Here is a 23501-nt window from a genome sequence, read left to right as displayed (position 1 = left end):
TAAAACGGAGGTGGAAAAAGGAAAAATTTGCCATATCGTTCAAAATAATAACGCAATAAGATGGACTCGATGTTCGAAGATTTTAAAACTGATCTGGATTCCCTGAATCCCCCTGTTAGGAAAAAGGCATTGGAAATTGCCGAGCAATTGGTGTTAAATGAAAATTATACGGAAAAAAAAGCTATCGCCGAGGCTATCAAACAAGCTGAAGAATGGTTTTACGATTTAGAAGGATAAAAAAACAATCTATATGTTACAGATAATCGAATTACAAGAAAAAAATATCATTGCAACAAAAGCTTCGGGCAAATTGGGAAAAGAGGATATAGAAAAAATCCATCCGCTTATCCACGCCATACTCGACAAGGGAATGAAAGTTCGCTGGTATTTTGAAATGGAGGATTTTACGGGCTGGGATTTTCCCGGATTATGGGAAGACCTGAAAATGGACACGGCCCACGCAAAAGATTATGAAAAAATAGCGATGGTGGGCAACAAAAAATGGCAGGATTGGATTACCCAATTTATGAAACCATTTACGAACGCGGAGATCAACTATTTTGGTTTGGAAGATAGGAAAACAGCTAAAAAGTGGATAAAAAAATAAAATAGATAATTATGGCACACGATCATTCACACGGTTCACAGAACTACGGAAAAGCTTTTGGCATAGGCATAGCCTTAAATACAATTTATGTTGCAGTAGAACTCTACTACGGATTTGTGGCAAATTCTTCCGCGCTCTTGGCGGATGCAGGCCACAACGCGAGCGATGTTTTCAGCCTTATACTGGCGTGGGCGGCCATTAAAATAGCCACAAAAAGGCCTTCAAAAAGATATACCTATGGCTTACGGAAAACGACCATTCTAGCCTCGATGATCAATGGCGTCATCATTATTGCCGCGGCCGGATTGATTGCGTGGGACGCCATCCAAAAATTTCAGGACCCGGCAGAGATTTCCGGCAATCTCGTGATGATCGTTGCGGCCATTGGCCTAGTGGTAAACACCGGTACGGCTTTCCTATTTTGGAAAGGTTCAAAAGGCGATCTGAACATACGCGGGGCATTTTTACATATGGCTGCCGATGCCGGGGTAACCTTAGGAGTGCTGCTTGGCGGTCTGGCCATTAAATACACGGGCTTAACGTGGATAGACCCTGCGCTTAGTTTGGTCATTGTACTGGTCATTTTATACAGTGCCTGGGGACTTTTGAGGGACTCCGTAAAAATAGCCATCGATGCCGTTCCCAAAAACATCGACATCGATGAAGTGGAAAAATTCTTAATGGATATTAAAGGGGTCGAAGAAGTGCACGATCTGCATATCTGGGCGATGAGCACCACGGAAACCGCACTTTCTACCCACTTGGTCGTTCCCGATGGGCACGAGGATCAGTTTATCTATGATATTCGGGAACAATTGCACGATAAATTTGAAATAACGCATACCACCCTGCAAATCGAAAAAGAATTTGGGGACAAAGAATATAAACCCTATCAAGGTTTGGAAGAATAAAATCACGATGAAGAAAAAACAAAATCTAAGGGATATCGATACCCAGAAACATTCCAGCGGACATAGCCACGCCCGCCAGCTGCGGCTGGATGATGGCAATAATCATAACAGTCCAAAAAAGACATCAAAATTTAAGATTTACCTACCCGCTATTTTCAGTTTTGTAATGCTGATTGCGGGTATTGCCATCGATTTTTTCGATGCCTTCCCATTTTTCAAGGGTTGGGTTCGAATAATTTGGTACGTTGTAGCCTATATTCCCGTTGGGTTTCCCGTTATTATTGAAGGTTGGAAAAGTATAAAAAACGGCGATTTCTTTACCGAATTCCTTTTAATGTCAATCGCAACATTGGGGGCATTTGCCATAGGCGAATATCCCGAGGGCGTGGCCGTGATGCTTTTTTATGCGGTCGGCGAACTTTTCCAAAGTGCTGCAGTCAAAAAAGCGAAAGGTAATATAAAGGCTCTTTTGGATGTGCGACCCAATGAAGCTTTGGTATATCGTGACGGCGATTTTGTTTCCGTCAACCCCGAAACGGTCGAGGTTGGTGAAAAGGTTCAGGTACGTGTGGGCGAGAAAATCCCTTTGGACGGTAAACTGTTGTCAGCAAAAGCTTCGCTCAATACTGCTGCCATTACCGGCGAAAGCAAACCCGATACCATTTCAAAAGGAGATAAGGTTTTTGCCGGAAGCATCAATCTCGATGGGGTAATCGAAATCGAGACCACAAAAGAATTCAAGGACAGTTCCATTGCCCGTATCCTTGATCTGGTACAGAACGCTACTGCCCGTAAATCAAAAACTGAATTGTTCATTCGAAAATTCGCGAGGGTGTACACCCCCATCGTGGTATTCCTTGCTATTGGACTGACCTTCTTACCCTATCTATTTGTCGAGAATTACATCTTTGAAGATTGGTTGTACCGTGCCCTAATCTTCCTTGTTATTTCTTGTCCGTGCGCCCTGGTTGTTTCGATTCCATTGGGATATTTCGGCGGCCTTGGTGCCGCATCCCGAAATGGAATATTATTCAAGGGAGCATCCTTCCTCGATGCAATGACCAAAGTAAACACGGTGGTAATGGATAAGACCGGAACGGTTACCAAAGGCGTGTTTAAAATCAAGGATGTTGTCAATAATGATGCTTTCCCGGAAGCGGAATTTATGAAATATCTGATGGCGATGGAAGAACAGTCCACTCATCCCATTGCCCAGGCGATATTGGAATATAAGGCCGAAGGTGCGGATTTTGAAGCTTCCGAAGTATCCGAGGTTGCCGGAAAAGGCTTGAAAGGCACCGTAAACGGTAAAACCGTTTTAGTGGGTAATGAGGCACTAATGACCTCAAACAATATCAGCGTTCCTAAAGAAACTGAAAGCATTGTAGAATCTATTGTAATAGTTGCCATAGATAGTCATTTTGCAGGCTACGTAACCATTGCCGATGAATTGAAGGAAGATGCCCACGAAGCAATCGAACAAATCCGTAAAGCGGGGATATCGAGAATCATAATGCTTTCTGGCGATAAGGATTCCATTACCAAAGAGGTTGGTAGGGAAATGGGCGTGGATACTGCTATGGGCGGATTGTTGCCCGAAGATAAGCTCAACGAGGTGGAGCGGCTTCAAAAAGAAACCGGCACTACGGTGGCTTTTATTGGCGATGGCATTAACGATGCCCCTGTACTTGCAACCAGCGATGTAGGTATGGCAATGGGGGGCTTGGGAAGTGATGTGGCCATTGAGACCGCAGATGTCATCATCCAGACCGACCAGCCTTCTAAAATTGCCCGGGCCATTAAGATTGGCCGATCTACAAGAAAAATTGTGTGGCAGAATATTGCCTTGGCATTTGGTGTTAAAATTGCCGTTATGATCTTAGGTGCTTTCGGAATGGCTACAATGTGGGAGGCCGTATTTGCCGATGTTGGCGTAGCTTTTTTGGCCATCCTCAATGCAATACGTTTACAGAAAATGAATTGGAAATAGTACAACAAAATGTCTCAAAGTAGAAGAAATAGAAGAAAGAAAAAAGTTCAAAAACCAGCTAAGAACAAAATCACAAAAAAAGATAAAGTCAAGGGAATTATTGTACTTGTCCTTCTGGTCATAGCCTCATTTCTGCTTTACTTTTTTGTGCTAAAAGGGAATATTCATAAGCATTGATTGTATTGGTAGTTATAACTTAAAAAAATGAGTTTTTATTTTTTTTAAGAAAAATCAAAAGTTTGAAAAACCCCGAGGGAGGATGTTGTTTCCAAGTTATTGAATAGAAACATATAATGAAATAATCCTGTCAAAAGATTAAAAAAATGTTAATACCAACTAAAATTCTTAAATTTTCGTAAATTTGCATTAATGAAAAAAATCTTCAATAAAATAGTATCTATTTTAATGGCATCTATTGTGCTGTTTACTACAATGTCGTTTGCGGTAGATATACATTATTGTGGAGATTCATTAGTTGATTTTTCTTTATTTCATAATGTCAAGACCTGTGGAATGGAGAATCAACAACCTCAAAAAAGCTGTGAAAAAGGTTTCTCCGAGAAACCTTGCTGTTCTGATACACAAATAGCAATTGATGGTTATAATGAATTAAAATCATCATTCAACAACCTAACTTTTGAGCAACAAGCTTTCGTTGCCACTTTTTTCTATACTTACATTAACCTTTTTGAGGGATTGGATGAAAATGTCATTCCTTTTAAAGATTACACGCCACCCTATCTCATAAGGGATGTGCAAGAATTAAACGAGACCTATTTAATTTGATTTTAAACAGTTCCCGATAATTATCGGGAAAATTAGCCCTGTGGTTCCTACCATTTTGGGCTCATTTTGTTGTGTTTAATTTTCTGATACCATCAGGATTTTATTCAATGTATAACTGTTTAATTATCAATACCTATGTTAAATAAGGGTATAAAATTCCTCATAGAAAATAAACTTATCGCTGTTCTTATGCTTACGATCTTCGTAGGCTGGGGCATCGTTAACGCCCCTTTTAATTGGGACACTGGTTTCCTTCCCACAGACCCCGTTGCCGTAGATGCCATCCCTGATATTGGCGAAAACCAGCAAATCGTATTCACTAAATGGGAAGGACGTTCCCCACAGGATATAGAAGATCAGATCAGCTATCCGCTAACTACTAGTTTGTTGGGTATTCCCGGGGTAAAGACCATCCGCAGCTCCTCAATGTTCGGCTTTTCCAGCATCTATATTATTTTTGATGAAGACGTTGAATTTTACTGGAGCCGGAGCCGTATCCTTGAAAAACTCAATTCTCTGCCCAGCGGCTTGTTACCGGATGGTGTAAACCCAAGTTTGGGCCCAGATGCTACCGGATTGGGGCAAATATACTGGTACACCTTAGAAGGGCGAGACAAAGATGGAAACGTGACCGGCGGTTGGGATTTACAGGAACTGCGCAGCATTCAGGACTATTATGTGAAATATGCCCTTTCCTCTGCTAGCGGGGTTTCAGAAGTAGCCTCCATTGGAGGGTTTCAAAAGGAATATCAAATAGATGTAGATCCAGAAAAGATGCGGCAATACAACATTGGTCTGGGCGATGTCGTAAGCGCAATAAAAGAAAGCAACAAGGATATTGGTGCGCAGACGCTTGAAATCAACCAAGCGGAATATCTGGTGCGTGGTTTGGGTTATGTAAAATCGGTGGCCGATATTGAAAACGCAGTGGTCACTTCCAAAGATTATACCTCAATAAGGGTGAAGGATATTGCCCGAGTAAGCCTGGGACCCGCTCCCCGTCGCGGAATATTGGACAAAGAAGGTGCCGAAGTGGTCGGCGGTGTTGTGGTAGCACGTTATGGCGCAAACCCGATGGAGGTCATCAACAACGTTAAAGACAAAATAAACGAACTGAGTTCGGGCTTACCTTCCAAAGAATTGAAAGACGGCCGTACTTCTCAACTTACCATTGTTCCGTTTTATGACCGGACGGAACTAATAAACGAAACTTTGGGTACGCTTGATGAGGCCTTGACCCTTGAAATATTGATAACGATATTGGTCATTATCGTGATGGTCTTCAATTTACGGGCATCTATACTTATTTCGGGACTGTTACCGGTGGCCGTATTGATGGTCTTTATTGCGATGAAGCTCTTTAATGTGGATGCCAATATCGTTGCGCTGTCGGGAATTGCGATCGCCATTGGTACTATGGTGGATGTCGGCGTGATCCTCTGCGAAAATATTATCAGGTATTTAGATGAAGAAGAGCTGCGGGTATTGAACGGTGAAACAAGACAACCCATCAACACGCTCGTCTATAACGCTACTGCCGAAGTTTCAGGGGCGATTGTTACAGCGGTGCTTACCACTATCATCAGTTTTATTCCCGTATTTACAATGATAGGGGCCGAAGGGAAATTATTCCGCCCATTAGCCTTTACCAAAACGATGGCACTTACCGCTTCCATTATTGTTGCCCTGTTCCTAATTCCTCCCTTTGCCGCATTCTTGTTCAGAAAAAAGAGCATTCGGAAAACAACCGGTCATATCATAAATGGTCTTTTGATGCTCTTGGGGATTACTGCCATTGTCTTTGGATATTGGTTAGGCCTAGTTCTGATAGCCTTCGGAATCACAGGTTTTTTAAAGGACGATAAAATTGCATCGAGGGTTTCGGACAGATTGTGGCTTTCTGAAAAACGGACAAATGTTGTTAATATGATTATTTCAGCAATAGCAATCATATTTCTTTTGGCGGAATATTGGCGTCCCTTAGGCTTTGACCGTAGCATTTTGATCAACCTCCTTTTTGTAGGGATTATCTGTTTTGGTCTTTTGGCGGCTTTTTGGGTATTTAAACATTTTTATTCCCGCATTTTAAAGTGGGCTTTGCGCAATAAAATATTGTTTTTGTGCATCCCTACCACCGTTTTTGTTCTGGGTGTTTTAATAATGACCAATATCGGCAAGGAATTTATGCCCTCACTCAACGAAGGTTCGTTCCTGTTAATGCCTACCTCGCTGCCACACGCTGGGGTAGCGGAAAATAAAAGGGTATTACAACAACTGGATATGGCCGTTGCAGGCATCCCCGAGATAAAAACCGTAGTAGGGAAATCTGGACGTACCGAATCGGCACTTGATCCCGCACCCCTGTCGATGTACGAAAATATTATTCAGTATAAATCGGAATATATGGAGGATTCTGATGGAAGCCCCCAACGCTATAAAGTGAACAAAGATGGCTTTTTTGTCCTGAAAGATGGCGGCTTGGTGACCAATCCCAACAATGAGGTTAGAAATTCTGAAAATTACAAAGAAGCTAAGATTGAAGATCCGTTCCTTATTGATACAGAAAGTCTAATCCCCGATGAAGATGGGGAATTCTATCGCAACTGGAGGCCGGAAATACAATCCCCCGATGATATCTGGAACGAGATTGTAAAGGTCACCAAACTTCCCGGCGTCACTTCGGCACCCAAGTTACAGCCCATCGAGACCCGTTTGGTAATGTTACAGACCGGGATGAGGGCACCAATGGGAATTAAGGTAAAAGGGCAGGACCTGAAACAGATAGAAGCTTTTGGTTTAAAATTGGAGGATATCTTAAAACAGGCGGAAGGCGTAAAAAAAGAGGCCGTTTTTGCAGACCGCATCGTGGGCAAGCCTTATTTATTGATCGATATAAAAAGGGAACGCCTTGCCCGGTATGGTATTTCCATTGAAGATGTACAGCAGGTGCTTCAAGTGGCCGTGGGCGGGATGCCTTTAACGCAGACCGTGGAAGGCAGGGAACGCTACGCCGTTAGGGTACGGTACCCCAGGGAACTTCGTGGTAATGCAGAGGATTTAAAAGATATTTATGTTCCTGTCTCCACTGGAAACCCGGTGCCCCTTGGGGAATTGGTTGATATCCGGTATGAAAAAGGGCCACAGGTAATTAAAAGTGAGGATACATTTTTGGTAGGCTATGTCCTCTTTGATAAACTGGATGGCTTTGCGGAAACAAACGTGGTGGAAAATGCCCAAGCCCTTATCCAACAGAAGATCGATAACGGCGAACTGACCGTTCCCAAAGGGATAAATTACAAATTTACGGGAACCTATGAAAACCAGATCCGGGCAGAAAAAACCTTATCGATCGTAGTCCCGCTGGCGCTCATCATTATCTTTTTGATTCTTTATTTTCAGTTCCGTTCTGTATCAACATCGTTAATGGTATTTACAGGGATTGCGGTGGCTTTTGCAGGCGGGTTTATAATGATCTGGCTGTATGGGCAGGATTGGTTCTTCAATTTCAATTTCCTAGGGGAAAACCTGAGGGACCTTTTCAATATGAAAACCATCAATTTAAGTGTGGCGGTTTGGGTAGGTTTTATTGCCCTGTTCGGTATTGCGACCGATGACGGCGTGGTTATGGCCACCTATCTCACCCAAACTTTTGATAAAAATGAGCCAAGCGACAAAGCGGCCATCCGGGAATCTGCATTGTTCGCCGCTCAAAAACGCATCCGTCCCTGCCTGATGACCACGGCGACAACCATACTTGCTCTTTTGCCTGTTTTAACTTCCACCGGCCGGGGAAGCGATATTATGATCCCAATGGCCATACCAAGTTTTGGCGGGATGATTATTGACGTTACCTCCTATTTTATTGTACCCGTATTATTCAGTTGGAAAAAGGAAGCTGCGCTTTCGCGGAAGCAGAAAGCAATAAGAAGCAATTCAGGAAAAACCAAAAACAGTTCTAGATGATGAAAAAAAGAGCCTATAAAATCGTGTTGATACTTATTGGTGTTTTGTGTGGAGGTTTTGCCGAAGCACAACAACTGGAATCCTACATTCAGGAGGCAGAATCCAACAACCCGGATATTCAAGCCTATAAGTTACGGTACAACATTGCGGAAGAAAAAGTGAACGAGGTAAACGAGCTTCCCAATACCGAATTTGGGGCAGGCTATTTTATAAGTGAGCCCGAAACCCGTACCGGGGCACAGCGTGCCCGTTTTTCGGTGAAACAGATGCTGCCCTGGTTCGGGACGATTACCGCAAGAGAAAATTACGCTTCTTCAATGGCTGATGCAGAATACGTGGAAATTGCCATTGCCAAACGAAAATTGGCCCTTTCTGTTTCTCAATCCTATTATCAACTATATGCCATTACCGCCAAACAGCAGGTTTTGGAGCAAAACATCCAATTGCTCGAAACCTACGAAAGTTTGGCACTTACTTCGGTTGAAGTTGGGAAGTCCTCCGCAGTGGATGTACTGCGGTTACTGATCAGGAAAAATGAATTGGAAAAGCAAAAAGAAATTTTGGGAGAAGATTTTTTGGCTGAAAAAGCGCAATTCAATAACCTTTTAAACAAGGACGAAAAATCACCAATATCGGTAGTAGATACGATGTTTGTTCCCTTAGAAAGCACCAACTTTTCTTCCGAAGGTCTAAAACTTCATCCAGAGATTTTAAAATACGATAAGTTGTTTGAATCGATAGCACAATCGGAAGCGCTCAATCAAAAAGAGAGCCTGCCCAACATTGGTGTGGGGCTGGATTATATACCCGTTGCCGAACGCCCCGCGATGAATTTCAGCGACAACGGAAAAGACATTTTGATGCCTATGCTGTCCATATCCGTTCCCATATTCAACAATAAATACAGCTCGATCACCAAGCAAAATGAATTGAGGCAGCAGGAAATAAAAGCACAAAAACAAGACCGCTTAAATAAATTGAAGACCCTTTTTGCACAAGCCGTTCAAAACCGAAATTCAGCAAGGATAAGCTATGCAACGCAATTAAAAAATTTAAAGCAGGCCAATGATGCCGAAGATATTTTAATGAAATCCTATGAAACTGGAACGATAGATTTTAATGATGTACTGGATATTCAGGAACTGCAATTAAAGTTTCAGATGAACCAGATTGAATCCATCAAAATGTATTTCGTGCAATCTGCAATAATCAACTACTTAACCAAATAAAAGATGAAAACAACACTCTACATAAAAAATATGGTCTGTGATCGCTGTATCAAGGTTTTAAAAAACGAATTGAAAGATGAAAGCATTAAAGTTTTAGACGTAAAATTGGGAGAAATAACTGCCGATATTCAAACCAATAAAGAGAAAAAGACAATAAGAAAAGTAGTGGAATCGAACGGGTTTTACATTATAGATGGCGAAAATTTCAAGCTGGTTGAACAAACAAAATTAATATTGATCAACCTGTTAAAAAAGTTACCGTTAGCCGGAAATGAGAAGCTTTCTGAGATACTTTCAAAAGAAATACACCACGACTATTTCAAAATAAGCAAAATATTCTCCTACAATGAGAAGATCACGATTGAAAAATATTTCATCAAACTGAAGATCGAAAAAGCAAAGGAGCTTATTCATTATAAGGAACTCAATTTTACGGAAATAAGTCAGCTTTTAAATTACAGCAACCTAACACATTTAAGCAACCAATTTAAGACCGAAACAGGAATGAGCCTCACAGAATATAAAACAATGGAAAAAAATTTTAGGAATTCATTAGACCAAATTATATAAGTATAAACCAAAATTATTAAACAATAATTTTAAAGTAAACAATATTTTTAAGTTAAAAATTTCATTAATGAAAAAACTACTGATACCATTTTTGGCAATGTTAGCGCTTACTAACATACAGGCACAAACCGCCAATGGTTCCGAAGAGAACGTAGATAATTGGCCCGTACACGAATATAATCTAACTATCGATTACGAAACTGTAAATTTTACGGGGAAAGATGTAAAAGCGATGACTATAAATGGAGGGATCCCGGGGCCTAACCTGGTATTCACCGAAGGGGAATTTGCGGTAATCAACGTAACCAATAAAATGGATGAGGAAACATCCGTCCATTGGCACGGGATGATTTTGCCCAATTTTTATGATGGTGTTCCCTACCTTTCTACACCTCCTATTCGTCCAGGGGAAACGTTTCAATATAAATTTGCCATTAAGCAAACCGGAACGTACTGGTACCACTCCCATACCGGATTACAGGAACAACGGGGCGTTTACGGCTCCATCCAGATCAACCCAAAAGAAAAAACCTTGGACTATGATAAAGATTTGGTCTTGGTGCTATCAGACTGGATGGACGAAGATCCTGCCTCGCAGCTTAAAAACCTAAAGCGTGGGAATGAATGGTACTTGATCAAAAAAGGGCAAATCCAAAGTTGGGATAAGATTATAAAGAAAAAAGCAGTAGGTGCCAAGCTAAAAATGATTTGGCAACGGATGCCGGATTTCGCTATATCTGATAATTTCTATGAAAACTTTTTTATTAACGGTGCGGTCAAAAATGAATATCCAGACTTTAAACCCGGGGAAAAGGTGCGGTTGCGGTTTGTCAATGCTTCGGCAGCTTCTTATTTCTGGTTAACCTTTGGTGGTAAAGACCCGATGTTGGTGTCTGCCGACGGGAAAGACGTTGTACCCGTTAAGCACAATAAAACCCTAATTGGCGTGGCCGAGACCTACGATTATATTGTCACCATTCCTGAAAATGGCAAACTCGAAGTTCGGGCAATGGCACAGGACGGTTCTGGTTTTGCCACTGCCTATTTAGGGCAAGGCCGCATTCTAAAAGCTCCAGTAGTTCCCAAACCCGATCTTATCGAAAATATGAAAAGGATGATGGCAATGGATATGAAAATGGGAGCACCCGCTTCAAAATTCAATCCTTCAAAAAACGATTCTATAAAAGTGATGAAAAAATACAGTATGGATATGGGGGGAATGAAAATGGACGGTATGGATATGAAGGATGATGATATGAAGGACAAAATGGAAAAAGGAAAAATGAAGGGAATGAAAAAAGACTCCACGAAGATTGCACAAATGGATCATTCTAACCCGCCTGCCGGCAAGGCAGGAATGGATATGAAAAATGGGGAGATGAAAAAGGATACCATTAAAGATATGGATGAAATGGAGATGAAAATGGGCTATGTTGTCCCTGCCGATAAGGTTATTGGCGATAATATGAAAACTGGCGGAAATCCCCAGTTCAATTATGATTATTTGAAATCTCCCGTAAAAACCACTTTTGAAGGGGACAAACCCGTAAAAGAGATGCTTTTTAACCTGACGGGCAATATGAACCGGTATGTCTGGAGCATCAACGGTGTACCACTTTCGGAAACCGATAAGATCAAGATCAAACAAGGGGAAGTAGTACGTATCACACTCAACAACCTTACGATGATGCACCACCCAATGCACCTGCACGGGCATTTCTTTAGGGTGCTGAACAAAAATGGGGATTATTCACCGTTGAAGCATACCGTGGATGTTCCGCCAATGAAAAAAGTAGTAATCGAGTTTGATGCGAACGAAACGGGGGATTGGTTTTTCCATTGTCACATTTTATACCACCTGAATGCGGGTATGGCCCGTGTCTTCAGTTATGACGGACCACGCGACAAACGCCTTAAAGGATATCCGCTGACTAAATTGACCAACGAAGCCGATCACATATTTACCTGGGGTGAATTGACAGCTGCAAGCCATATGACGGAACTTTATGCCACGGCCACCAATATAAGGAACCAGTTCACTTTTCGTGGTGAATATGGATGGAACAAGAATATGGAGGTTGAAGCCACCTATGAGCGATACCTTAATGATTATTTCAGGGTATTTGGTGGTGTAAACGTTGAAAACGAGCTGGATGATAGTCTGGATGAGATCAACACCACGGCCATAGGTGGAATCCGATATTTAATGCCGCTGCTTATCAATGCCGATCTTAGGATAGACAGTAAGCTACGACCACAGATTAGCTTTTCTAAAGCCACGATGATCTTTCCCCACGTCCTACTTTATGGGGAATATGAATATCAAGCTGATTTTGGCTGGGTCAATGATTTTGAACCCGGAAGGGATTATGAGAAAGAAACTACTTGGCAGGTGGGCCTTGAATATATTTTGGGAAGGAACTTTTCCCTGATGGGTAGTTATGATAACCGTTTTGGTGTTGGCGGCGGACTTTCCGCAAGATTTTAAAATTAAAAGTTATGATGTACGAATGGGATTGGCTGATTTTATTAGGGGTAGTAGTCCTTTGCATATTTATTTATGCTGGTAAGAAGAAAAAAAAGACCAAAAAACGAAAGGATGCCATAAAAATTTTGGATGAACGCTATGCCAAGGGTGAAATTTCCAAAGAAGAGTATTTAGAGCATAAAGAAATCCTACAATCAAAAGATAAAGGCGGTTAAAATGAAAGGCCCTTAATTTACAATTAAATCAATTATTAATTAAATTTTAAACACTATGAAAAATTCAAATTTGATCGAAGCATTGAACAACTGTGTTGCGCATTGTAATTACTGCGCAGATGCCTGTCTGGATTCAGATGACATCAAAATGATGGTAGATTGTATCAGAACTGACAGGGCTTGTGCCGAAGTATGCAGCGCAACTGCAAAGCTGCTTGCCGCAAATTATTCAGATGCTAAAGAAATAGTGGAATACTGCCATAAAACCTGTAAAAAATGTGCTGATGAGTGTGCGAAACACGATGCCCAGCATTGTAAAGACTGTGCAGACGCGTGTAAGAAATGCGCTGATGCCTGTGAAGCTTATTTAAGCTAAATGTAATTAATAATCTTCCCCTTTAAGTAGGGGAAGATTATCATAAACCCAGTTCAAAAGAAACCCTAAAAAGAGGGATAAAAATTAAGTTTTCAAAGAACAATTAAAAGAATATCAAGATGAAAAAATTAAAGATTACAATGAGAATTTTAACAATGGCATTAGTTGCCCTAACCACAATGTCCTGTAAGGACGGAAAAAAAGACGGAGCCACAGCACCAATGTCTGATGAAATGCATCAGGAAGATGCCGGGTCTGAAATGATGGCCGATAATTCAAGTAATGCAGGTTCATCCGCAATTATCGCCAATTACATTAAAATTAAAAATGCCCTGGTAGCCGATAATCAAGAAGATGCAGCTGAAGCAGGCGGGATGCTGATGGCTGACCTTAAAGATTTTGATAAAAGCAAATATTCTTCAGACAAGCAGCGCGAGTTGACTGATATCATTGAAGACGCCACGGAACACGCGGAACATATTTCAGAAAGTCCTATGGAGCACCAGCGTGAACATTTCGATATTTTGAGCAAAGATATGATCGATATGATAGCGATAACAGGAACAAGTAAAAAGCTATATCAGGATTTTTGCCCGATGTACAATAACAACAAAGGTGCGCAATGGTTGAGCAGTACCGAAGAAATCAAAAACCCATATATGGGCAGCAAAATGCCGGGTTGTGGAAAAATGCAGAAAGAGATCAATTAATTGAAAATTTTTAAGACTATAGCGTGGATCTTACTGATTGCATTTGTGGGGATCCAATTTTTCCCCACAGAGCGCAATCAAAGCGAGGCCGAGTATGCTACCGATTTTATGGAGGTGAACACGGTGCCGCCGATGATACAGAATAAGATAGAGGTATCTTGCTATGATTGCCATAGCAACAACACCAAATATCCTTGGTACAATAAGGTACAGCCGGTGGCCTGGTTTCTTGAAGACCATATTGAAGAAGGGAAAGACGAACTGAATTTCAACGAGTGGGGAGATTATTCCGACCGAAGAAAAAATAGCAAACTTCGGTCGATTATCAGTCAGATTGAAGACGATGAAATGCCGCTGGACTCCTACACGTTTATTCATAGGGATGCAAAATTTTCTGAATCGAAAAAAAAAGACATCTTAAAATATATGACCCAGCTTAAAAATAAGCTGTAAAGTTTAAAATTTAAACGGTGTTCAAAAAATGAAATAAATACAATTATACCCGAAAAAAGGAAAGAGTTTTTTTCATTGATTGGTTAGTTAGAACTTTCCTTTTTCGGGGATGGTAATAAAGTCCTGTTAGGGAAGGGTATTCTTAATTTAACCCTTTAAAAAGTCCCTTCCCTTGGCAGGCACAAAAAAGAAAGCCGATGAAAGATTGTTGTAAAACGGGAAATGAAAGAGAACAAAAGAAAAGTGGCTTTAAAAAATGGTTCAACTATATCATTTATGGAATTGTAGCCATTATCATTATTGGTGCTTTACTGCTCCAATTAAGTGGAAACTAATTAAAAACCATAGAAATGAAAACAAGACAACTATTTCTTACCATAGTGATGTTAGCTTATGTTGGGATTTTTACAATTGCGTTTGCCGCAAATAATTCCACAAGTTTAGATACAAAGACGGAAATAAAAGATGAGAAAGCCCTCGAAACTAGGGGTGTAAGCAATTCTGTTCCCACCTTACAAAACGACTCAGAAGCTAGTTTGGACGAATTCCCCAATCTGCACCCCTTAGTGGTTCATTTCCCCATAGTACTTTTGCTTTTGGCCGTTGTATTGCAATTAATACAACTGTTTACAATGAACCGGACAATTGATTGGGTGGTATTGCTAACAGTTGGAGCAGGATTTATAGGAGCTTATGTGGCCGGTAACTTTGTACATCCCCATACCGAAGGACTTACCGAAACCGCAAAAAAGGTATTGGAACAGCACGATAAGTATGCAATGTGGGCGATGTGGTCCAGTGCTGCGGCCGCTCTATTCAAACTTGTTAGCCTTTTCTGGTTTAAGCAAAAAAGATGGTTTGAGATTTTAGTGTTTTTGGTACTAGCCTTTTCAGGGTATTCTGTTGGTTGGGCTGGGCATTATGGCTCCCAATTGGTTTATATAGAAGGTGTGGGACCACAAGGCAACTATCTGGGTAATGAAGCCGAAGAAGGTCACGGAGGGCATTCCCGTTAAAAACAAAAAGATGAGAAAAGTATTTTTAATTACAGCCTTGTTTATGGTTATAGCATTAGCGGGATTCATTGCTTGGTTACCCAAATTATGGTGGGTAGCTTTAATTACCTTGCCTTTATTAGGATTGGGCTTTATTGATTACTACCAAAAATCTGATAACATTAAGAGAACATATCCACTTTTAGGCAGAATTACAAATCTCTTGGAAGAGCAACGCCACGTAGTTCAAGAAACCCTCTTGCTCAACCGTACCGAAGGGCAACCTTTTACTTGGATTCAAAAAGAAATTGTTTATAAACGAGCCGCAGGCGCTAATAAGAGCCAACCTTTTGGCACACAATTGTCTTATGAAAAATTAGGACGGGAATGGTTTTTACATTCAGCCTTTCCTTCTACAAATATTCAGGATGATTTCAGAATAACTATTGGAGGCCCTAAATGTAGTAAACCATATAACGCCAGTATTTTAAACCTAAGCGGGATGAGTTATGGTTCCATTAGCAAAAACGCTACCCTGGCCTTTAATGGAGGTGCAAAAATAGCAGGATTCGCACAAAATACAGGGGAAGGTGGAATAACACCCTACCATCAGAAATACGGTGCTGATCTTATCTTTCAATTCGGCACAGGATACTTTGGGTGCAGAAATGAGGAGGGAAATTTTGATCCTGATAAATTTACTAAAATAGCACAGAATGATCTGGTAAAAATGGTCGAGATAAAAATTTCCCAAGGAGCAAAACCTGGTTTTGGAGCCATACTTCCTGCAAAAAAAAATACAAAAGAAATTTCAACGTACAGGGAAATAGAAGCTCATACTGAAATTCATTCTCCTGCCAATCACAGTGCCTTTCGAAATACTAAAGAGTTAATTGTATTTGTTAAAAAATTACGAAAACTTTCCAATGGTAAACCAATTGGCATCAAGCTCTGTATAGGGCAAAAAACTGAGTTTGAAGCAATGGTAAAGATATTTGTCGAAATGCAGGATTATCCAGATTTTATAGCCATTGACGGCGCTGAAGGCGGTTCAGGTGCGGCTAATATGGATTCTTTGCATTGGGGAGGGACTCCCTTGCAAGAAGCGTTGCACTTCGTAAATAAAACCTTAATTAAGTTTAATCTACGAGAACATATTAAAATACTTGCAGCAGGAAAAATCATATCCTCTTTTGATCTATATAAAACCTTGGCCCTAGGAGCTGATGCTTGTTATAGTGCACGAGGAATGATGTTCGCACTTGGGTGTGTACAATCATTAAAGTGCAATCTGAATACCTGTCCCACAGGGATTACAACTATGAATCCCTCGAGGGTAGCCTCATTAGTTGTGGAGGATAAGAAAAACAAAGTAGCCAATTATCATAAAAACACCATTGAAGGCTTAAGGGAAATATTGACCTCAATGGGATTAAAAGATAGAAAAGGAATCTCTAAAGGAAATATTTTCAAAAGAATAAGTGAAACCGAGATTAAATCTTTTGAAGATATTTTCAATCCTCAAAATTAATATCATAGTTGATTGATGAGTGACTCTAAAGACATAGAATATAAAAATGATTTTTATATCCAGCTTTTAAAAAAAGCATTACCAACTATAGTAATCATTACAGGTTTTGCAATTTTGAGTCTTTGGCTTCTACCGCAGTTTAGAGATTCCAAATGGTTGTCTAGGTCAATCCTAATATTTGCGTTCATTAAGACATTTTTTATAATAAGGCTATCTTTTAACCAATTAATGAAAATAATCGGTCAAAGTCATTTATTGAGCCATATTCTTATTTTATTCGGGCTACTTATAACCCTTATTATCTTTTCATTCGCCCTAGATTTTACTTCGCTTCAATTTTTTGATGCTAAAAATTTCAAAGTTAGTTCTGAAAAAGGAATGAGTGATTTTAAAATTTTTTATGAACACCTCTATTTTAGCACCATAACTTTTTCTTCGATTGGCTATGGAGATATTGTGCCTACTTCTGTTCTTTCCAAGGCTTTGGTAATGTTAGAAGTTGGGCTGAGGTTTTTTGTACTTGTATTCGGGATCGCCAATATTAATCAAATACGTATAAACGAAAATAAATAAGATAATTATGAACGACTTTCTAAAACAATGGGGCGAAGCTGCTTATACCACCACCGGATTTTTCTGGATGGCGTTGTGGGCATTCGTACTGGGCTATATCATAAGCAGTATGATCCAGATTTTCGTGACCGAAAAACGGATGCAAAAAACAATGGGCGGTGCAGAATCTAAAGGGGTTCTATTAGGTACTTTTTTCGGTTTTATAAGCAGTTCGTGCAGTTTTGCCGCCTTGGCAAGTACAAAGTCCCTTTTTAAAAAAGGGGCGAGTTTCATCTCATCCATAGCCTTCTTATTGGCTTCGACCAATCTTGTCATAGAATTAGGAATCATCATATCCATCTTTTTGGGATGGCAGTTTGTAGTGGGCGAATATGTCGGCGGAATTTTATTGATAGGGATCAGTTGGATGTTGATACGGCTTATCAACCCCAAAAAGCTTATTGATAAGGCAAGAAAAAACCTCGAAAAGGAGGATGAAGGTTCGGGAATGGATGATTCCAAAGATTGGAAGAAGCAGATGCAAAAAGAAGACAGCTGGGCGAAAGTGGGTAAAAAATATAAGATGGAATGGCAGATGGTCTGGAAAGATGTTACCGTGGGCTTTACCATTGCCGGTATCGTTGCGGCCTTTGTACCCGATGCGTGGTTTCAGACCCTTTTTATTGGGAGCGGTCAGGGAAATACGGACTTTTCGTTTTTCGAAATCCTGGAACATATCATCGTAGGCCCCGTTGCGGCGTTTGTAACCTTCATAGGCTCTATGGGCAACATCCCCTTGGCCGCATTGCTTTTCGGGAAAGGGGTGAGTTTTGCGGGGGTAATGGCCTTTATTTTTAGCGACCTGGTCGTTTTCCCAATTTTAAGGATCAATGCCAAATACTATGGTTGGAAGATGTCCTTGTTTATTCTTTTCCTTCTGTTTACTTCGCTGATAGGGGCCTCACTCATTTTGCACTATTCTTTTGACCTGATGAGCCTGTTACCAGATCCATCGCAGATAAAGGTGCAGGATAGCGAATATTTCAAAATAAACTATACATTTTATCTAAACCTTGTCTTTTTGGCAATTTCGGGGTATTTGATCTACCTGGGTTTTTTCAAAAAGAAGGATGTGAAAAGCAAAATGGGCGCAATGGCGCCTAAAAGCCAATTGCTCGAAAACATTTTAAAATATGCGGCTTTTATCAGTTACATCTGGATTGCGAGCGGGCTAATTGTGAAATTTTTAATTCAATGATTATGAAAGTTAGACTAAAAAATATGGTTTGCGATCGCTGTAAGATGGTGCTCAAGCAAGAATTGGAAAACGCAGGGATAAATATATTATCATTAGAATTGGGAGAATTGATTGTTTTAGATGAAGTATCGGTTAGCAAAAGTATTTTGAAAGAAATAGCCGAACGCAATGGATTTGAAGTAATTGATAGTAATACTTCCGTTTTAATAGAGAATGTCAAAACAGCTTTGATAAAAAAAGTCGAAAACTTGCAAGGCTTAAACGAAAAGACGTCCACCTTTCTTTCTGATGTACTCAATGTTGATTACTCTGTAATTATCAAGTCTTTCAGCGCTTCAACAGGAATTACAGTTGAAAAATATCTGATAAAACTGAAAGTGGAAAAAACAAAAGAACTATTGCAAATGGGTAATAAGACTTTTTCTGAAATAGCATATTCCTTGGGTTGCAATAGCGGAAGCCATCTCGCAAAACAATTCAAAAATATGACGGGTATGTCGATGACCCAACACAGGAAATTACAAAAATGGAATCGCAAGACGCTTGATAGAATTGTATAAGAATTAACCTGAATTATCAGAGTAAGAAATTCAAGGTATAGATATATTGCTCGATTCAACCCTTAATAATTAGAAAAATGAAACATACATATCAAATACAAGGAATGTCCTGCACTGGTTGTTTGAGAACCGTTAAAAATGCGTTGTCAGGCGTTACTGGGGTTACTGCTGTAGCTATTGATTTTGAAAACCAAACCGCTACCATTGAAATGGAGCAAAACATAGACATCGAAGAATTTGAAAACGCAGTCCAAGAGAAGAAAGCTAAGTATCACATCCATCCCATTAAACCTAACGGAATAAAAACGCGCACATTTCCTATCAATGGAATGACCTGCAACGGTTGCAGGTCGCACGTTGAAAAAACACTCGAGCAAGTAGATGGCGTCTTAGGCGTAAACGTAGACTTGAAAAAGGCAGAGGCTGTAATTGATATGAAAAGCATCATTCCCTATGAAACTTTTCAGGAAGCATTGAAAAAGGATGGCGATACTTACACCATTTATAAAGCTGGGCAACGTCCAGATGCTGAAGCCGAAAAACAAAAACCACAACCCAAAGGAAATGGTACTGGAACATTCTACTGCCCAATGCACTGCGAAGGTGATAAGACCTATGATAAACCGGGCGATTGCCCTGTATGTGGGATGGATCTTGTAAAAGAACAAAGTCTTTCCGCAACAACTTCTGAACAATGGACCTGCCCTATGCACCCAGAAGTTGTAGAAGATAAACCGGGAAGCTGCCCTATCTGTGGGATGGATCTTGTGCCTATGGAGCCCGATGTTTCTTCAGAAGAAAAAACCTATAAAAAACTGCTCAGAAAATTCTGGATTGCGGTTGCTTTCACTTTGCCCATCTTTCTGATCGCGATGAGCGAAATGCTGAGCAATAATCCATTATATGATATTTTAGAACTAAAATACTGGAACTGGATTCAGCTTGGGCTTTCACTTCCCGTGGTCTTTTATGCCGCCTGGATGTTTTTTGAACGCGCTTACCGTAGTATCGTGACCTGGAATCTCAATATGTTTACGCTCATCGGCATAGGTGCCGGTGTCGCGTGGCTGTTCAGCACCTTTGGGATGTTTGTACCGGATTTTTTTCCCGACCAATTTAAAACGCAGGCCGGTACGGTACACGTTTATTTTGAAGCTGCTACGGTTATCCTGACCTTGGTGTTATTGGGACAAATGCTGGAGGCACGTGCGCACAGCAAAACGAATTCCGCAGTCAAGAAACTGTTGAAGCTTGCACCGAATAAAGCTATCAAGGTCGTTGATGGCCAAGAACAAGAGGTAGCTATCGACAAAATCGAACTGGGCGACATCCTGCGGGTAAAACCGGGCGATAAAATTCCCGTGGACGGAGTGATTACCGAAGGGGAAACCTCGGTAGATGAATCTATGATCACCGGCGAACCCATTCCCGTAAGCAAAACCGCCGACGATAAAGTGAGCAGCGGGACTATAAACGGCAATCAATCCTTTTTGATGAAGGCCGAAAAAGTAGGTTCTGACACGTTGCTCTCACAGATCATCCAAATGGTCAATGATGCAAGCCGCAGCCGTGCGCCCATCCAGAAATTGGCCGATACGGTTTCGGGTTATTTTGTTCCCATAGTGGTGCTTATCGCCTTATTAACGTTCGCGGTATGGGCAATTTGGGGGCCTGAACCTGCCTACGTATATGCCTTGGTCAATGCCATTGCGGTTTTGATCATCGCCTGTCCCTGTGCCTTGGGATTGGCAACCCCAATGTCGGTAATGGTAGGTGTTGGCAAAGGTGCGCAAAACGGAGTACTAATCAAAAATGCAGAGGCTTTGGAAAAAATGGATAAGGTAGATATCCTTATCATAGACAAGACCGGAACCATTACCGAGGGAAAACCAACGGTAGAAAAAGTAGGTTCTTTCGATGATTCTTTTTCCGAACAGGAAGTGCTTCAATATATAGTTTCCTTGAACAAATTGAGCGAACATCCGCTCGCGGAAGCTACTGTAAAGTACGCGGAAGAACAAAAAATCGGTCCCGAAACTTCGGAATTAAAAGCCGATGACTTCAATGCTGTTACTGGAAAAGGTGTAGAAGGTACCGTAAAAGGTAAAAAAGTAGCATTGGGCAACGCCAAAATGATGGAACAGGTAAACTCCACCCTTTCCGAAGAAATGAAAAACGAAGCCCAATCTTTTCAAAAGCAGGGGAAAACGGTTTCTTATCTGTCCATAAACGGTATGCCCGCTGGTTATGTGGTCATCGGTGATAAAATTAAAAGAACCAGTGCAAAGGCCATAAAAGAATTACAGGATAAGGGAATTTCTGTAGTGATGCTTACAGGCGACAACCACGATACCGCCCAAGCCGTGGCCGACGAACTCAACCTTGCCGATTTCAGGGCAGGGATGCTTCCTGGAAATAAATTACAGGAAGTGGAAAAATTGCAAAACGAGGGCAAAGTAATTGCAATGGCGGGTGACGGAATCAATGATGCACCTGCTTTGTCCAAAAGCGATGTGGGCATTGCAATGGGCACGGGCACCGATGTTGCCATAGAAAGTGCGGCCATAACCTTGGTAAAAGGCGATTTGCACGGTATCGTAAAAGCAAGAAATTTGAGTGATGCGGTTATGAAAAACATAAAGGAAAATCTGTTTTTTGCCCTTATTTATAACACCTTGGGAATTCCCATTGCCGCAGGCGTGCTTTATCCAATCTTTGGCATTTTATTATCCCCAATGATTGCGGCCTTGGCAATGAGCTTCAGTTCGGTTTCTGTCATTGCCAATTCCCTAAGGCTTAAAGGTTCGAACATCGACTAAACTATATGGTAAAAAGAAAAACAGCGATAAAGATTAGAAAGGCACACCGCTATCTGGGCATTTTCTTGGGCATTCAGTTTTTGATGTGGACAATTAGTGGAATGTACTTTAGTTGGACGAATATTGACGAAATCCACGGCGACCAGTTTCAGCAAGACCCGATAGAAGCATCTGCTTTTACCGATTTAATAAGTCCCTCTGAGGCATATTTGAAGGAAGCAATAGTTTCCGTAGAAATTCGGGAAATTGGCAGTAAGCCGTTCTATTGGATTAATGACAAAAAGCTCTTTGATGCCAAGACAGGCAAAGAAAAGAAAGCAATTTCAGAAAATGAAGCCCTGAAAATCGCTGAACGGAATATGCTGCCGGAACTTGAAGTAAAAGGAATCGAGCGCATCGAGCAAGTGTGTAGCCATAGCGAGTATCGTGGCAGACCGCTTCCGGCCTATGTCATCAGTTATGAAACACCTGAAAATATTAAGGCTTACGTTTCAGAAAAAGATGGTGCGTTTCAAACGCTACGTCATCGGGATTGGCGTTGGTTCGACTTTCTATGGATGATCCATACGATGGATTATGAAGGTCGGGATGATTTTAACACAATCGTACTACGTGCCTTTTCTCTGCTTGGATTGATAACTGTGTTGAGTGGGTTTCTGTTATGGTATATCAGCTCGCCCACAATCAGGAAAATAAAAAAGAGAGACAAATAACACTAAAATCGAAAACTATGGAACAATCAAAACACTCAAACAAAGGAAGTACAGAACATTTTTTATGATGCTGGCTTACTCATAATAGCTTTATACATCACATATTAACTAAAACTTTAAATTTAAATCAAATGGAAAACAATCAGAACAATAAAGGTAAATACGGTAAATTTTTCGCAATGATTGCAACCTCAATGGTCGCAATGTTTTTTTTAATGTATGTACACTCATATCAGATTATTGATCATTTCTGGTACAGTGAGACCAGATTTTTTATGACTCTGATTATGGGTGGATCAATGGTAATTATAATGCTTCTGTATATGCTTAATATGTACAAAGACCGAAATAAAAATTTTATTGTTTTAAGCATGGGAGTTTTGCTCATTGCAGGCGGAATTTTGTTAGTCAGGAGTCAGGTTACGGTTTCCGATACAGACTATATGGAAGGAATGATACCCCATCACTCTATTGCCATTTTAACTAGCGAACGGTCTAAAATAAAAGATGTCAGGGTAAGGAAACTTGCCGACGAAATCATAAAGGCACAACGTAGGGAAATAATGGAAATGGAATGGTTGATTAAGGATATAAAAGAAAATGGAATTGCTGAAACAGAAAGTGAAAGGCAAAATAGACCTGTGCCAAAATTTGAAGGTAAACTAGACGAGGAAACCAAGAATATTGAAAATTAAAATAATAACAGCAGTTGAAAAAGGGATACTGCCTCTAAATAAGTGTAATAGGTAATTTCCTATTCTCAACTGCTTCTGAA

Annotated in this window: 21 protein-coding genes; all 21 read left to right on the top strand. The window is 40.6% G+C overall.

The features are described from left to right. The first annotated feature begins 60 nt into the window (after positions 1-60). The 21 genes from ACH3O9_RS14605 (at position 61) to ACH3O9_RS14505 (ending at position 23421) form a co-directional block, all read left to right on the top strand. Positions 61-237 (top strand): hypothetical protein, encoded by a 177-nt coding sequence (locus ACH3O9_RS14605; protein WP_416441706.1) that lies wholly within the window; start codon positions 61-63, stop codon positions 235-237. 13 nt (positions 238-250) lie between these two features. Beyond that, the gene (locus ACH3O9_RS14600; RefSeq protein WP_416441704.1) at positions 251-607 is read left to right on the top strand and encodes an STAS/SEC14 domain-containing protein; all 357 of its coding nucleotides are present in this window, start codon (positions 251-253) and stop codon (positions 605-607) included. Between the two features lie 11 nt (positions 608-618). Further along, positions 619-1518: a cation diffusion facilitator family transporter gene (locus tag ACH3O9_RS14595; protein ID WP_416441702.1), complete on the top strand. Its 900-nt coding sequence runs from the start codon at positions 619-621 to the stop codon at positions 1516-1518. A 7-nt stretch (positions 1519-1525) separates the two neighbouring features. Beyond that, a complete protein-coding gene (locus ACH3O9_RS14590) occupies positions 1526-3508 on the top strand; it encodes a heavy metal translocating P-type ATPase (protein ID WP_416441700.1) in 1983 nt (660 codons plus the stop codon). Positions 3509-3877: 369 nt separating this feature from the next. Beyond that, entirely contained in the window at positions 3878-4294 is a 417-nt protein-coding gene (locus ACH3O9_RS14585; protein WP_416441698.1) for an HYC_CC_PP family protein, read from the top strand. A 135-nt stretch (positions 4295-4429) separates the two neighbouring features. After that, positions 4430-8257, top strand: a complete 3828-nt coding sequence (locus ACH3O9_RS14580) for an efflux RND transporter permease subunit (protein ID WP_416441696.1) — start codon at positions 4430-4432, stop codon at positions 8255-8257. Next, a complete protein-coding gene (locus ACH3O9_RS14575; protein ID WP_416446706.1) occupies positions 8257-9486 on the top strand; it encodes a TolC family protein in 1230 nt (409 codons plus the stop codon). The genes ACH3O9_RS14580 and ACH3O9_RS14575 overlap by 1 nt, the downstream gene beginning before the upstream one ends. Before the next feature lie 3 nt (positions 9487-9489). Beyond that, positions 9490-10056, top strand: coding sequence for a helix-turn-helix domain-containing protein (locus ACH3O9_RS14570; RefSeq protein ID WP_277899745.1), 567 nt, complete (start codon positions 9490-9492; stop codon positions 10054-10056). A 67-nt stretch (positions 10057-10123) separates the two neighbouring features. Next, complete coding sequence (locus tag ACH3O9_RS14565; RefSeq protein ID WP_416441694.1) at positions 10124-12544, top strand: multicopper oxidase domain-containing protein; 2421 nt, start codon at positions 10124-10126, stop codon at positions 12542-12544. An 11-nt stretch (positions 12545-12555) separates the two neighbouring features. Further along, the gene (locus ACH3O9_RS14560; RefSeq protein ID WP_416441692.1) at positions 12556-12759 is read left to right on the top strand and encodes an SHOCT domain-containing protein; all 204 of its coding nucleotides are present in this window, start codon (positions 12556-12558) and stop codon (positions 12757-12759) included. Positions 12760-12814: 55 nt separating this feature from the next. Further along, entirely contained in the window at positions 12815-13135 is a 321-nt protein-coding gene (locus ACH3O9_RS14555; protein ID WP_416441690.1) for a four-helix bundle copper-binding protein, read from the top strand. A 119-nt stretch (positions 13136-13254) separates the two neighbouring features. Continuing rightward, positions 13255-13845 (top strand): DUF3347 domain-containing protein, encoded by a 591-nt coding sequence (locus ACH3O9_RS14550; protein WP_416441688.1) that lies wholly within the window; start codon positions 13255-13257, stop codon positions 13843-13845. Beyond that, complete coding sequence (locus ACH3O9_RS14545) at positions 13846-14298, top strand: heme-binding domain-containing protein (RefSeq protein WP_416441686.1); 453 nt, start codon at positions 13846-13848, stop codon at positions 14296-14298. A gap of 350 nt (positions 14299-14648) precedes the next feature. Further along, positions 14649-15314, top strand: a complete 666-nt coding sequence (locus ACH3O9_RS14540) for a DUF2231 domain-containing protein (RefSeq protein ID WP_416441684.1) — start codon at positions 14649-14651, stop codon at positions 15312-15314. A gap of 10 nt (positions 15315-15324) precedes the next feature. Continuing rightward, complete coding sequence (locus ACH3O9_RS14535; protein WP_416441682.1) at positions 15325-16824, top strand: FMN-binding glutamate synthase family protein; 1500 nt, start codon at positions 15325-15327, stop codon at positions 16822-16824. A gap of 15 nt (positions 16825-16839) precedes the next feature. Continuing rightward, positions 16840-17397, top strand: coding sequence for an ion channel (locus ACH3O9_RS14530; RefSeq protein WP_416441680.1), 558 nt, complete (start codon positions 16840-16842; stop codon positions 17395-17397). 7 nt (positions 17398-17404) lie between these two features. Further along, positions 17405-18634 (top strand): permease, encoded by a 1230-nt coding sequence (locus ACH3O9_RS14525; RefSeq protein ID WP_416441678.1) that lies wholly within the window; start codon positions 17405-17407, stop codon positions 18632-18634. Positions 18635-18636: 2 nt separating this feature from the next. Further along, the gene (locus ACH3O9_RS14520) at positions 18637-19194 is read left to right on the top strand and encodes a helix-turn-helix domain-containing protein (protein WP_416441676.1); all 558 of its coding nucleotides are present in this window, start codon (positions 18637-18639) and stop codon (positions 19192-19194) included. A 77-nt stretch (positions 19195-19271) separates the two neighbouring features. Further along, entirely contained in the window at positions 19272-22013 is a 2742-nt protein-coding gene (locus ACH3O9_RS14515; protein WP_416441674.1) for a heavy metal translocating P-type ATPase, read from the top strand. 5 nt (positions 22014-22018) lie between these two features. Next, positions 22019-22726, top strand: a complete 708-nt coding sequence (locus ACH3O9_RS14510) for a PepSY domain-containing protein (RefSeq protein ID WP_416441672.1) — start codon at positions 22019-22021, stop codon at positions 22724-22726. 131 nt (positions 22727-22857) lie between these two features. Next, complete coding sequence (locus tag ACH3O9_RS14505; RefSeq protein ID WP_416441670.1) at positions 22858-23421, top strand: DUF305 domain-containing protein; 564 nt, start codon at positions 22858-22860, stop codon at positions 23419-23421. Positions 23422-23501: the final 80 nt, after the last annotated feature.

Source organism: Leeuwenhoekiella sp. A16 (assembly GCF_047946675.1).
In the GTDB taxonomy this organism is placed as follows: Bacteria; Bacteroidota; Bacteroidia; order Flavobacteriales; family Flavobacteriaceae; genus Leeuwenhoekiella.
The sequence above is the reverse complement of the archived record's forward strand: the minus strand, read 5'-3'. Positions and strand labels throughout refer to the sequence as shown.